The following is a 14,891-nucleotide window of genomic DNA, read 5'->3' as shown; positions in this document are numbered from 1 at the left end:
AAAATATATGATAAAAAAAAGCCTGCATTGCAGGCTTTTTTATGTTAATTTTCTTTTCTGACAATGAATAATGGAATGTCAATACGGTGCCTGACGGCATCTACTGTAGTTCCAAAGAGCAAATCTTGAAACCATTTATGGCCGTGTGATCCCATAATCAACAATTCAGCATTAAATTCTTTGGCTAATTTTGGGATATTCTTCTTAGGGCTTCCAAATCCTAGTTTAGTTTCCACTTCATAACCTGCATTTCTGAGCTCTTCTGCGTATTTATTAAGGTTTTTTGCATCTTCTCCAGATTCATGATCTGCAATATCGCTACCATGAACCCAAGCTCCAACTGATTCAACAATGTGGATCAAAACATAACTTGCCGATTTCCCTCCTTGAGCTAAACCACTGTAAATGGCCTTGTTGGTAACATCTGAGAAGTCCATTGCAATTGCAATTTTCTTATATTCTGGCCCGTGGTTAAAGTCCAAGGGAGTATAAACTCCATGTGGAGATTTGGTGGCATTGGCCGTCCGATCTTGGAAAATGGGTTGGAAGGTAATGTATAAAAGAAGGCAAAATACAGCCAATATAATGGGCACAGCGAACACCCACACGTAAATTTTGTATTCTCCGGCCTCAGCAAGCCAACCTGTAAGCTCGTCCCAGACTAATTTTGCATTCAAAACCACGATTATAGAAGCAATAATCCATGAAGCAATTTGCATCCATAATTTAATGGCGTATTCACCCATTTGAGTTTTGCTAGATACAAAATGAATCAAAGGAATAATGGCAAATCCTAATTGGAGACTTAACACTACTTGGCTAAATATCAACATTTTACCAGTCTCTTTTTCACCATATATATATATGACTAAAAGCGCAGGAACTATAGCGATAAGTCTGGTTAATAATCGCCTTAACCAAGGTTGAATCCTGAGATGTAGATAACCCTCCATTACAATTTGTCCGGCTAAAGTTCCCGTTATAGTGGAGCTTTGGCCTGCCGCAATTAGTGCTACAGCAAATAAAATAGATGCCCATTTTGACCCTAAAATGGGTGTTAATAATTTATGTGCATCTTGAATTTCTTCAATGTTAAACATTCCGTTAGTATGGAAAGTGGCAGCAGCTAAAATGAGAATGGCTGCATTTACAAAAAATGCCATATTCAGAGCAATTGTGCTATCTATAACATTGAATTTGATAGCAGCCCAAAGGCTTTTTTTATTAGATTTTATCTTTCGAGTTTGGACCAATGCCGAGTGTAAATATAAATTGTGAGGCATTACCGTGGCTCCAATTATACCAATGGCAATGTATAAAGCCTTACTATTTGGAATTGAAGGGATAAAACCTGTAGCTAAATCGGCTACATCGGGTTTAGCCATAAACATTTCTAATAAAAATGCTCCTCCAATAATTCCAACTAGGCATACAATGAAAGCTTCCATTTTTCTCATTCCATAATTTTGAAGAATGAGAAATAACAAAGTGTCGGCCACGGTTAAACTAACTCCATATAATAATGGTAAATCGAAAAGCAATTCTAAACCTATTGCCATTCCTAAAACTTCTGCCAAATCTGTAGCGGCAATCGCAATTTCAGCGAGTATATACAAAAAGAAGTTTACAGTTTTGGGATATGTTGCTCTCGAGGCTTGGGCCAAATCCATTCTTCTGACTAAGCCAAGTCTGGCACTTAAGCTTTGTAGTAGAAGGGCCATAATGTTAGACATCAACAAAACCCAAATTAACTGGTAACCAAATTGGCTACCTCCGGCAATATCTGTTGCCCAGTTTCCGGGATCCATATATCCAACACTTACTAAGTAAGCTGGCCCCATAAAAGCAAAAAGTTTTCTCCACCCTTTTTTATTAGATGCATTGATGGAGGCGTTGGCATCACCTAATGATTTCATAAGGTCGTTTTTATCACTCAACATATTATTCAGTTATCCAAATATTTTGTGAAACTTCTTTTGAGACAAATACAGATTTTTTGTTGTCAATCAAAAGCTCCAGGGAGCCATCATACTGTACCTTGTCCTGTAATTTTATTTTTGCGCCAATATAGACGCCTATCTTATCTACGTATTGAAGGAAGGCTGCACTGCTATCGCTTACTGATTGTACCACTCCACTATGTCCGATTTGGCAATCACAAAGTGCGACTTGAGGTTTCGCCTGAATTATTCCGTGTTCATCTGGGATGGGATCTCCATGTGGATCAAATTTCGGATTTCCTAAAAAGTTATTAAGTCGATGAATGAGCAGGGGAGATCTTATGTGTTCTAATTGTTCGGCTACTTCATGCACCTCATCCCAATTAAACTTTAACTTTTCAACCAAGAAGGTTTCCCAAAGTCTATGTTTCCTTATCACTTGCAGTGCTAATTTTTCTCCGGTAGGGGTAATGCGTACTCCACGATATTTTTGATAATGTACCACCTCTTTCTGTGATAATTTTTTGATCATATCTGTGACGGAAGCAGCCTTGGTCTTCATCGTCTCTGCGATCGCATTTGTATTCACGGTCGAATTATTTTCCTCTGTGAGAAAATAGATCGTTTTAAGATAATTCTCTTCTGCGAAACTTAACATCAATTCCATTGAAGCAAAAATATGCAATTTAGTTTAATCTAAAAAAATATTTAGTAATAATTAAAACATCCAAAATACGCCAATTTCAATGGTTTACTCAAGCATAACAGTTTAACTAAAATAAAGTTTAGGTTAGTCTAAAAATAAAATGCTAAATAAATTAGTAAAATAAATTCAATTGAGAAATGAATCCGAAAAAGATATAGCGAGTAGGTCTAATTAAGATACTAAAGGAATGCTATTAAAATAAAGGTGTATCCATTTAAGACTCATCTTTCTATTAGTCTTAAAATAAAGAAATTTATACTTTGAATGTCTGGCAGTTTATGTGTTATTAAGAGGTTCTTACACCATAAATTATAGCATAATTAATCGCTATTAGCCTTTTAACGAGTTTATTAGCTCTAAAAGCTTTATTTCCTCTGAATGCCAATAGAGCTCATTGATATTTCCCTTATCGTAGAAGGTTTTTGTTTCTAAAAGCCTAATTATATCAGTTATTTTATCCGAAAAGTTACTGCAAACGATTGCGGAATTGTATTTATTGCACAGTTTAACCCACTCAGCGTTGTCTGATATCAGTATTATGGGTGTTTTAATGGCCATATATTCAAATAACTTAGTAGGAGTGGAGCTATATGTACTTTTATTAGCAGGATAGCTCACAATGGCGTAATCGGCTTCCTGTATAGAGTTGAGTATTTGCTGATGGGGTACCAGCTGGCTAATATCATCTACGACTATGTTTGGATTGCTGTCACATGCCTGTTTAATCTCTTTCCTGGTAGGCTCATGTGCACAATATCCTATAATTCTGAGTTTACATGGATAATTTGCTCTGTTGAGGGCATTTATCAAATTTATTGCTTCAAAAATACCGGTAGACTTTGCTATTGTGCCTGAAAATATAAAATCAGGATACCTTAAAGTATCTTTATTGGAATTGATATTTGTTGAATCTAAATTAGAAACAAATTTATTCTCAATAACGGTGTATCTTTTTTGGATAAACCTCAATTCCTTTTCATAACTCTTTTCGGCTAGTAAAAAGTGATCAATAAAGGGACTAGTTCCTATTTCGACACCTCTTATTATGCTTGCCAAAAGCTGTTTTATTACTTGAGGGTAGTGGTTAGTCCAAATAATATTTCGATAGTAATTTTCTTGGATATCATATATGACTTTTGCGCCAAATAAAATTTTGTAAATTACCGTAACTATCAGTAATTCATGGGAGTTAGCTATTATAAGTTGAGGCTTTAATTGAATATAATTAATTAGACATTTCCAAGGTGCTAATAGTCGTTTGAGTGATAATCGTTTGAATTTTGGCAGTGGGTGAAATGATATATTTTCATTATCAGGAAGTTTTTTTGAGTAAAACCCTATGATATTAATAGCATATTTAGTTGTTTGGCCCAATGAAAGGCCAATCTTCTCGTAAGACCTCGTATCATCTACAGGTTTGAGGACGGATGCGATAACGATTCGTTGCTTTTTCATCATTAACAGTAATGATAATAGAATAATTAAAAATTGCGGATGGATTTAAAAGAAATTGTAGAAAATGCATGGGATAACAGATCCTTATTAAAAGAAAAAGATGTTCAAATTGCAGTTAAAACCATAGTAGGGGAACTCGATGAGGGCGTTAGGAGAGTTGCCGAACCCGATGGGGATGGATGGAAAGTAAACGAATGGGTAAAAAAGGCAGTAATTCTCTATTTTCCTTTAATGAAAATGCAGACGATAGAGGTAGGCCCGTTTGAATTTCATGATAAAATAAAGTTAAAAAACAATTACGAGAAATTAGGAGTGAGGGTGGTACCTCATGCTGTAGCCCGATATGGTTCATTTTTAAGTAAAGGTGTGGTTATGATGCCTTCTTATGTAAATATAGGAGCTTGGGTTGGTGAAGGAACTATGGTAGACACATGGGCTACGGTGGGTAGTTGCGCTCAAATTGGCAAAAATGTTCATTTAAGTGGTGGTGTAGGTATAGGTGGTGTATTAGAGCCTGTGCAAGCAGCTCCGGTAATTATTGAAGATGATGCTTTTATTGGGTCTAGATGTATAGTTGTAGAAGGAGTGAGGGTAGGAAAAGAGGCTGTTTTAGGTGCTAATGTGGTATTGACTGGAAGTTCTAAAATTATAGATGTGACCGGAGGTGAGCCAGTAGAGATGAAAGGTTACGTGCCTGAGCGCTCTGTAGTTATACCTGGTTCTTATACGAAGAAATTTCCTGCAGGAGAGTACCAAGTGCCTTGTGCTTTAATTATAGGTAAAAGAAAAGAAAGCACGGATAAAAAGACATCTTTAAATGATGCTTTAAGAGAGAATAACGTAGTGGTGTAGATTTTGGCACTTCCTTTGTTTGTTACTTAGTAGATTAACTGTAACCTAATAAAGTTATGAAAAGACTTGTATCGTTACTTTGCTTGTTAATAGCATTGTCTGCTTTTACAGCAAATAAAGGAGATAAAATTTATACTGATATTCCTAATGCCAGCTTCTCTAAAGGCGAAAAGCTAACTTTTAACGTAAGGTTTGGCATTTTCTCCATTGGAGAAGCTGAAATGCATATTCAAAATCAGTTTTATAAAATAAACCATAGAGATTGCTACAAAATAGATGTCTATGGTAAAACAACTGGTATGGTAGACTGGGTAGCTAAGGTGGATGATCACTGGGGTGCCTATGTAGATTCTGCCGCATTAGTACCACACATTTCTTACAGAAACATTAAGGAAGGCAAATACCGTAAAAATGAAATTGTAAGATTCGATCATAGAAGTAATCAGATAGAGGCGAAAGTAAAAGACAAGAAAACAGGAGAGTATAAAGAGCCTAATTATTACGCAGCTCCTGAAAACATTCGCGATATGCTGGCTGGTTATCTTTACATGCGCACCATCGACTTTAATAGTATGAAAAAAGGTGATGTATTTACTATTAAGGGTTTTTTCGAGGATACTTTTTATGAACTGGATATCAAGTATAAAGGTAAAGATAAGATCAAAACTAAGGCAGGTAAATTTAAAGCTATAAAGCTTGAACCAATTATGCCTGATAATGAGCTGTTTGACGGTGAAGACTCCATTCTTTTATGGGTTTCTGATGACGAAAACAAAATTCCACTTAAGATAGAAGCAAAAATGTTTATTGGCAGTACCGGACTCGAGTTAACTGGATATGAAAATCTGCGCAATGAAGTAAGTAAGATTAAATAACCTTAGTGGCTAATTATAGTTAAACTATTACTATAGGTAGGTAATGATAATAGGTAAATCTTCAGATTATTACAGATTTTTATATTCCTTATAGCATTATGGTATAATTTGAATAAAAAAATATTACCTTTGCTTACCTTGTTATAAATCAAATTTCACAAATTAAATTTTCCTTAATTAACAACATGCGAAATATTTTTTTAGCTTTTATAGTTGGTCTAGCAATTTTATCTTGCAAGGATGAAAACTCTCAATTAGGTGATACTTACTTTAAGAACAGAGAGTACGATAAGGCAATAAAGGCTTATAATGAATATCTTAAATTAGAGCCTGCGCATGTGAAGACCATTTATAATAGGGGTAGGGCTTATGAGGAACTAGGCAAGCACGAACTGGCTATTAAAGATTTTAATAAAGTGCTAGAAGAAGATCCGCGTAATGTTGGCGCTTACCTTAGCTTGACTTCAGATTTTTACTACCGCCAAAAAGATTATGAAAATACAGTGTTTTATGCAGATAAAGCACTTGGCTTAGAAGAAAATAGTGCTTTGGCATATACTTTAAAAGGTAAAGCTTCGCAAAAATTGGGTAATTTGGATGAAGCGCTTAGCGCTTATAATAATGCCATTAGTGTAGATAAAGAATATGCTGATGCATATTTATCTCGTGGTTTTTTCTATGTGTATAAGAAGCAAGCCTCGAGAGCTTGTAAAGATTTTAAGGTGGCAAAAAACCTGGGCGCCAGCAGTGCTGACCAAGCGCTTTCTACTTACTGTAAATAAGTTTAATAAAAATATATATTCTCTGCTACTAGTGTTTGACTAAAGGAATCCTCATGCCTTGGTTTTACATAAGTATTTCAATACCTTATTGTTAAAGGTATTTAATTAAATATTTGCAATAAATTTTTGCACATAAATAGTAATACTCACATATAGGTTTTATATTTAGATTAATGAATATGTTTGTCTATTGGTTTTATTGCCAGAGAATGGGGGTATTACTTCATGCTCATGGATTTACTTAGAGTGAAAACTCGATCGGAACAGTTGATTCTTACATAGCCATTTTTTCAAATCACATCGGTACGAATATTCATTCGTCATTCTTTAATCTTCTCATTTATAGGCTGTTGTATTGATTGACTTCAAGTTCAAATCTATTAATCTTACTTATTAGAATAACCTTGATTTTAGTAGAAATTGTAATCATCTTATGTGGTGGTCTATATATTCTATTAATATCAACCTAAAACCATTTTAATATGCAATATATTTATTTTAATGGAATGCGATTAATTCGGCATTTTATGTTGTTATTAATTGTGTTCACCCTTCCTTTAATAACCTTTGCGCAGCAAAAGGAAGCTGTTAATTCAAGTGCTATACGCATTAAATTAACAGAAAAAGCAGCTGCGCGTCTGGCTAATGCCACTATGACAAAGTCTACAGCTGGCTATACCGTTACAGGTATTTCGTCTTTAGATGCAGTAAACCAACGATCAGGTGCAACTTCTATGACGCGTGTTTTCAAAAATGCGGGTAAGTATGAAGCTAAACACCATAAGTATGGTTTAGATTTATGGTATACAGTAAGTTTCGATGCTGCAAGAGCAGATGTTAGCACCGTTAAAGCTGCATACTCACAATTAGCAGATGTTCAATTAGCAGAGAATATTTATGCTAAAACCAGAAATTACGATAAAGAGAGTGTAAAGGTTTATAACCAAAATGAATTAGATGGTGAGCCTAATGACCCTCAATTTTCTAACCAATGGCATTATCAAAATACAGGACAAACAGGTGGTACTCCTGGTGCTGATATTAGTTTAGTGTCTGCTTGGGGATTAGAAACTGGTACTTCAAATGTAATTGTAGCTGTAACTGATGGTGGTATTGATGTTGACCATGTTGATTTGGCTGCAAACATGTGGGTAAATGAAGATGAAATCCCAGGAAATGGTATTGATGATGATAACAATGGATATGTAGATGATATTCATGGTTATGGATTTGGAGATAACACTGGTGAAATTCCTGCTGATGATCATGGAAGTCACGTAGGTGGTACTATTGCTGCGGTAAATAACAACGGAGTAGGAGTATCTGGTGTAGCTGGAGGTTCAGGATCTGGCGATGGCGTTCGTTTAATGTCATGTGCTGCGTTTGGAGCTACCTCAACTGGTGGATTTGAAAACACCTATGTATATGCTGCTGATAATGGTGCGGTGATCTCTCAAAACAGTTGGGGGTACACTAATGCCGGAGATTATGAGCAAGTAGTATTGGATGCTATTGATTATTTCATTGCTGAGGCAGGTTATGATGCTAATGGTAATCCTTCTGGTCCAATGCAAGGTGGAGTTGTGATCTTTGCTGCTGGAAATGATGGGGTAGATGCCGATTGGTATCCTGCTATTTATGACCCTATCGTGGCAGTTGCTTCTTCTGATCATAACGATGAGCCTTCATATTTTACTAACCGCGGACAATGGGTTGAACTTACAGCACCTGGATCTAACATTTTAAGTACTTTCCCTAATGATCAATATGCATCTATTAGTGGTACTTCTATGGCTTGTCCTCATACTAGTGGTGTTGCAGCACTTATTGTATCTAAATTTCAAGGTAATATCACGCCTCAACAGGTTAAAGACCGTTTAATTCAAACTACAGATGTAAAGGCCAGTCTACCAACGAACCTATTCGGAACAGGAAGATTAAACGCGTTTAATGCTTTACAAGAAAATGATGGTATAGCTCCGGAAGCAATTGCTGATTTGGCTGTAGCGGATATTTTCCAAAATTCTATTGAACTAAGCTGGACAGCACCCGCTGATGAAGGTAATGGTTCGGCTAGTGTTTATGAGTTAAGGTATTCAACTTCACCTATAACTGAAGCTAACTTTGATAATGCTACTGTTGTAGCTGATATGATTAACCCTGCTACTGCTGGTACGGAGCAGTCATTTACAGTAGATGGTTTAGCTGCTTCTACTACATTCTACTTTGCCATAAAGTCAGAAGATTTCTTCGGAAATGTATCTGATATTTCTAACGTAGCAAGTGGTACTACTGAGAATGCTCCTGTTATAAATGTAACACCAGAATCTCTTCAGGTGGGTATCAATGTACAGGAAAATCCGGTAGTAACTCGCACTATTACCTTAACAAATAATGGAAATGGCGCTGACTTAGATTATGCTATTTCAGCAGTAGTATTGAGCCAAAGCCAGTCATTCACAAATATTCTTTACCCAGGTAAAGATTTTTCTGCTGTTGATATGAGTAAGTATGGCCAAGGTAATGCTGCTCATGTAGCTGAGAAGAAAGCTTCTGCAAAAAATAGAGCTGCAAGAGCCAATGCTATGGCTGCTTCAGTAAGTGTTATGGACTCTATCATGTATGATGAGCCTGACAATGTTGCAGAAGATTTTGGAGGTTTAACTAGTGGAGCTGCTTATGCATGCGCAGTTAGATTTGACGTAGATCAGCCTTCATTTACATTAACCCACGTAAGAAACTTTTTTAGAACAGAGACTGCGGCTAGCCCCGTAACATTACTTGAGATATATAAAGGTAGTACTTTCGAAAGTGCTGAATTATTATTATCACAAGAAGTGACTTTGAGCAGTGAAGAAGGTGAGTTTTTCACTATTCCTTTAGAAGTGTCTCAAACTTTTGCTGAAGGAGATGTTTTCTGGATTGTAAATAAATACCAAACAGGAATAAGCTACCCTCAGGGAACAGATGTTGATTTTACTCAGCGTGCTGGTACCTTCTTCTATAGTGCTGATGGCGGTGCTACTTTCGATCCTTCATCGTTTGTATTTAAAGTAAGAGCTTTAAGTGCTGCTGGTGGTGGTGTAGAATGGGTAACGTTCAATCCTAGCGCAGGTAGTATTGCTCCTGGAGATACTGAAAATGTAGAAGTAACTTTTGATGCTTCAGAAGTAGGTAATGGTGAGTATACTGCTAACATTATTATTGATAGTAACGATCCTCTTAACTCTAGCGTGGAAGTACCTGCTTCAGTTACAGTTAGTGGTCAGGTTGCAGATTTAGCAGTAGACAGCGAGCTATTAGAATTTGGAAGTGTATTTATTGGTGGAGCTAAAGAATTACCACTAACGGTATCTAATAATGGATTAGGTGAGTTAGTAGTAACTAGCATTACTTCATCAAGTTCTTCTTATACAATGGAGCCAACTTCATTTACACTGGCTTCAGGTGAGTCTAAAGAAGTAATAATAACATTAACTCCTAAGTATGCAGGTAATGTTAAAGGTACGCTTTATATCAATAGTAATGATGCCGATACTCCGCAAGCTAAGTTATATATGGTGGGTGTAGGTACTTCACCTCCTGTAGTAGGAGTTGACCCTGAAGCTGTATATACTTCTCTAAATGCTGGAGATTCTACAGTTGAAACTATTACAGTATTAAATAGTGGAAACTATCCGTTAACATATTCTTTCCCTGAATTAGCAGCTAATAAGCTTTTGGCTGACAGTACAGTAGAAAGAAACAATACTAAAATCATAGAGTTCTCAGTAAATGAAGAAAAAGGTGCTGTTGATACTAGGGTAGGACACCCTGTACAATTAGGTGCTGGATCTGACACTGAGTTTGGGTATAAGTGGATCGACAGTGATGAAGCTGGCGGACCTTCTTTTGCGTGGAATGACATTGCTGCCATAGGTACTGAAGTAAATGTGGGTAGTGATGATGGTTCTACAGTAGTAGACTTACCTTTCTCTTTTGAGTTCTACGGAGAGTCTATGGATGAAGTAACAATTGGATCTAATGGATATTTAACTTTTGGTAGTATTGGTGGAGATTATACTAATGATCAAATTCCAGCTTCTGCTACTCCAAATAATATTATTGCTCCTTTCTGGGATGATTTAAGACCTTCTGCTGCAGTGGGTAATATTTACTATGCAGAAGTAAGTAATAAATTCATAGTTCAGTATGACCATGTAGGAAACTACGCGGGTTCAGGTGTGGCTACTTTCCAAGTGGTGCTTAACGCTAATGGAGTTATTAACTTCTATTATTACGATGTAGAAGGTTTAACTGTAAGTAACTCTGCTACGGTAGGTATTGAAAATGTTGATGGTACTGATGGAGTACAGGTAGTATTTAACAGTGCTTATGTTAAAGATAACTTAGCAGTAGCAATAATGCCTCCATCTCCTTATTTCATTACTGATGCAAGCCCAATGTCAGGAGTAATTCCTGCTAAAGGTTCTTTAAGCGTAGATGTGAGCTTATCGGCTGCTAATTTGAATGATGGTGTATATACTACTGATTTAGTGTTGGCTAGTAATGATCCTATTAATTCATCATTAGCTGTTCCTTTTGAGTTAACAGTTATTGGCGAGCCTGCTATTGAGGTAAATCCTGATAGTATTTTATTTGACTCTTTATATATAGGTTTAACTGAAACCAGAAATATAGAGATATTAAATTCAGGAACTAAAGCTCTTGAAATTACAAGTGTAGTAACTACTACCAGAGAGTTAGATGTTGATTTTGCTGGACCTGTAACGGTTGCTCCTGCATCTGGTATAATAATACCAGTTACATTTGCGCCTACTCAGCCTGGTTATGAGTATGATGATATCATTATCACAAGTTCTGCAGGAGAAGTACTAGTGCCTGTAGCTGGTGTAGGTATTGATCCTCCAGTAATTGGTGTTACACCAGAATCTATTTCTGCTGAAGCTAATGCTGGTGATGTATTATATGACACCGTTTATATTAGTAATACAGGTGGTTATGATTTAATATACTCTTTATCAGGAACTTATTGGTTCTCAAGTGAAGTGGTTCAAAGATCTGCTAATTCACCAATTATTGATTTTGGTAAAGAATTATTAACTAAAGGAGCTGAAGATACAAGAGTTGGTCACCGTGCATTAATGGGTGGTGGAGTAGACAATGGCTTCGGATATTCTTGGGCTGATAATAAAAATGGTGGTAGTGTAAGCTATGCATGGAATGACATTGAGTCTTCAGGTACAGATGTTACTGCTGAAATAAGTAATGGTTTATTTGCTGATGGTTCAGTAGAAGTACCAGTAGGTTTTGATTTCACTTATTATGGTGAAACTTATAACACTGTTAATATTTCTGCTAACGGATTATTATCATTTTCTTCTTTAAGCTCTACTATTACTAATGCTCAAATACCTGTTTCTGATAATAACAACAATATTATTGCAGGATTCTGGGATGATTTAGAGCCAGGAACGGTTTCTGGTACAGTAGTTTATCAAACTATCGGAAATCAGTTTATTGTACAGTTTACTAATGTAGGTGCCTATGGATCTGCTAATACAGGAGCTGTTACATATCAAATGATTCTTTACAAATCTGGTGAAATTAAGCTTCAGTACGAAGATGTAGAAACAGCTAGCTTTGCTGCTTCTGGTACTATTGGTATAGAAGATTTAACTGGAAATGATGGAATTCAGGTTGTATTCAATAATGAATACATTGAAGATCAATTGGCTGTATTATTCTCACCTCCGGTATCGGGTGTTGTTGCTCCTGGTGAAGAAGGTGTAGTAGTAGTAACTTTAGATGCAAGCGAGCTAGTAGATGGTACTTACGAAGATAACATCGTTATCAGAAGTAATGATCCTGAAACCCCTACAGTTACGGTGCCTGTATCACTAGTTGTTCATGGTACTCCTGAGTTAACAGTAGCTCCTGATTCATTGAGCTTCGGAGAAGTTTATGTAAGTGAAGATTCAGTATTTAGCAACACTTTAAGTGTTTTAGTGAAAAATACTGGTTCTAAAGCGTTATCTGTAGACACTATAGGTGTTGATAATGATGCATTTAGAGTTAGTGCAGTGAACTTTGACTTAGCCCCTGGCGAAGAAATGGAAGTAGAAGTTACTTTTGCTCCTGCAGAAGTAGGTGTAACTGCAGCTAATTTATTAGTGGCTACTGATTTTGATAGTGTATACGTTTCTTTATTAGGAAACGGTGTTACACCTCCAGTATTTACAGCTACAACTCCTGGAGATTCTATTTACGCTGTATTGAAAAGTACAGAAGTAGCATCTCAGCCTATTACTATAGGTAATTTTGATGGAGGAAGTACTTTAGAGTATAGCGCTTCTGTTCTTTACTCAGGTGTTGATGCAGAGGTTACTCGTTTGGTAACTCCAGCTGCTCGTGCTATAAAAGGTTATACTGTTAATAATGCAGGCGTTTCTAAAGCTGCCATTGTATCTCAGTTAGATGATGATACTAACTTCACAGATTCTTTAGCTTATGAAGCGGGTAACACGGCTGATGATTTCGTAGGTATAGAATCTACTGATATTCCTTTCTCTTCAGCTACTAAATTTACAGCTCCGGCTAGTGGATTTGTTTTAACTCACGTTCGTAACTTCTACCGTACTGAAGGAAGCACAGACCCTGTTGTTCTTGAAGTATATAAAGGAGGTGCTACTCCATCTACAGGTGAATTAGTAGCTACTCAAGAAGTAACTGGCGCTGATGCTGAAGGTTCGTTTGAATTAGTAGAACTAGCTAGCTCTCAGTCTTTCGCTGCAGGTGAAGTATTCTGGGTGGTATTCCATTATCCATTAAATATTTCTTTTGCACAAGGTGTTAATAATAACATCAGTGGAATAGACGGATTGTACTTCTACAGTCCTGATAACGGTGCTAGCTGGTCTTCAGTAGAAAGTGCATTACCTGGTACTGCATTGAAAGTAAGAGCTCTAATGTCTGTGTCTGACTGGATTTCTCTTAGCCCATCTGCCGGTGAGGTAGAAGCAGGGGAGTCTGAAGAGATGCAAGTAGTAATGGATGCTTCTTTAACAGAAGGTGGAGATCATTTTGCTAAAGTTAAAATCAATAGCAATGATCCATTCAAGCCTTCTATTGAAATACCAGTTCATGTTCACATTAATGAGTTACCTGTATTTGTTGATGCTCCTGCTGATACTTTAGAGGTAGATGAAAACGGTACTTTATCAGTGAGCCTTAAGGCTGTTGATAATGATGGAAGTGTACTTATCTACACTTTAGATGAAATGTACGAAAATGTATCTTTCGAGTCGGCTGACGAAGCTACAATAGTATTTACTCCAGATTATTCTCAAGCAGGTTATTATACATTTACTGTAAATGCCCTTGATAATACTACAGAGTCTGCTGCTACTAGCTTTGTTGTTAAGGTTAATGATGTTAACAGATTCCCGAACATAGTAACACAAATTCCAACGCAAAAATACTTTGCTGGAGATCCTGTAAGTGTTCTTGATTTAACTAAATACATCAAAGATCCGGACTTCAATACATTGAGATTCATCGTAAGCTCATTGAACAAGGAAATAGTAACAGTTTCTGTAACTGATAAATTATTGTTCATTACTCCTGTAGCAAAAGGTAATACTTTCATTAGCATCATCGCTGATGATGGAAATGGTGGAGCTATTGGTACTTCATTTGCAGTTAAAGTGAAGAAAGCTAACAGTGCACCTACAGTAGTTGTTGAGCAAGAAGGCGCTGAAAACAATAACACAGCTGCTCGTTTAGCTGATATGTTTACAGATGCTGATGGCGATGTACTTACTTACGCTATTTCTTCTAGTGACGAGGCTGTAGTTAGAGCTTCAATTGTAAATGGCCTAATTGTATTGACTGAGGTAGGTGCAGGTGAATCATTGATCACTGTGGTAGCTACAGACGGTAATGGAGGAGAAGCTTCATATTCATTTACGGCTAAAGTAGGTAAAGTAACAGGTGTAGAAGAAGAGTTAAGCGCTGGTAAATTAGGCTTAATGAATTACCCTAACCCTATGGTTACAACTACAACATTGAAGTATAACCTAGAAAAGTCTGCTTATGTAAGAGTTGACTTACTAAATGCTAAAGGACAGGTAGTAACTGTTTTACAAGATGGTAAGCAATTTGCAGGTGAGCAAGCTATTACTCATGGAAGAGAAAACCTTAATACAGGTATTTATATCTACAGAGTTAACATAGACGGTAAAGTATTCTTTACACGTTTATCTGTAAAATAACCAGTAAA

The 14,891-nt window shown here is 36.5% G+C and carries 7 protein-coding genes; 4 read left to right on the top strand and 3 right to left on the bottom strand.

Annotated features, from left to right (window positions below; all coding sequences use genetic code 11):
• Positions 1-44 precede the first annotated feature (44 nt).
• The 3 genes from ACXACQ_RS19390 to ACXACQ_RS19380 form a co-directional block, all read right to left on the bottom strand.
• Positions 45-1,916 carry an Nramp family divalent metal transporter gene (locus ACXACQ_RS19390; protein ID WP_474977643.1) on the bottom strand — a complete coding sequence of 624 codons (1,872 nt, stop codon included), beginning with the start codon at positions 1,914-1,916 and terminating at the stop codon, positions 45-47.
• 25 nt (positions 1,917-1,941) lie between these two features.
• Positions 1,942-2,598: a metal-dependent transcriptional regulator gene (locus ACXACQ_RS19385; protein ID WP_474978491.1), complete on the bottom strand. Its 657-nt coding sequence runs from the start codon at positions 2,596-2,598 to the stop codon at positions 1,942-1,944.
• A gap of 378 nt (positions 2,599-2,976) precedes the next feature.
• Positions 2,977-4,104, bottom strand: coding sequence for a glycosyltransferase (locus tag ACXACQ_RS19380; protein WP_474977642.1), 1,128 nt, complete (start codon positions 4,102-4,104; stop codon positions 2,977-2,979).
• Between the two features lie 36 nt (positions 4,105-4,140).
• Between ACXACQ_RS19380 and ACXACQ_RS19375 the strand changes: the two genes are divergently transcribed.
• The 4 genes from ACXACQ_RS19375 (at position 4,141) to ACXACQ_RS19360 (ending at position 14,883) form a co-directional block, all read left to right on the top strand.
• Positions 4,141-4,953, top strand: coding sequence for a 2,3,4,5-tetrahydropyridine-2,6-dicarboxylate N-succinyltransferase (locus tag ACXACQ_RS19375; RefSeq protein ID WP_474977641.1), 813 nt, complete (start codon positions 4,141-4,143; stop codon positions 4,951-4,953).
• Between the two features lie 56 nt (positions 4,954-5,009).
• The gene (locus ACXACQ_RS19370) at positions 5,010-5,828 is read left to right on the top strand and encodes a DUF3108 domain-containing protein (RefSeq protein ID WP_474977640.1); all 819 of its coding nucleotides are present in this window, start codon (positions 5,010-5,012) and stop codon (positions 5,826-5,828) included.
• A 185-nt stretch (positions 5,829-6,013) separates the two neighbouring features.
• Positions 6,014-6,610 carry a tetratricopeptide repeat protein gene (locus ACXACQ_RS19365; RefSeq protein ID WP_474977639.1) on the top strand — a complete coding sequence of 199 codons (597 nt, stop codon included), beginning with the start codon at positions 6,014-6,016 and terminating at the stop codon, positions 6,608-6,610.
• Between the two features lie 527 nt (positions 6,611-7,137).
• Positions 7,138-14,883, top strand: a complete 7,746-nt coding sequence (locus tag ACXACQ_RS19360; protein WP_474977638.1) for an Ig-like domain-containing protein — start codon at positions 7,138-7,140, stop codon at positions 14,881-14,883.
• Positions 14,884-14,891 lie beyond the last annotated feature (8 nt).

Source organism: Fulvivirga sp. AWR4_260 (assembly GCF_056158185.1).
This window is presented reverse-complemented; position numbering and strand designations above follow the sequence as displayed.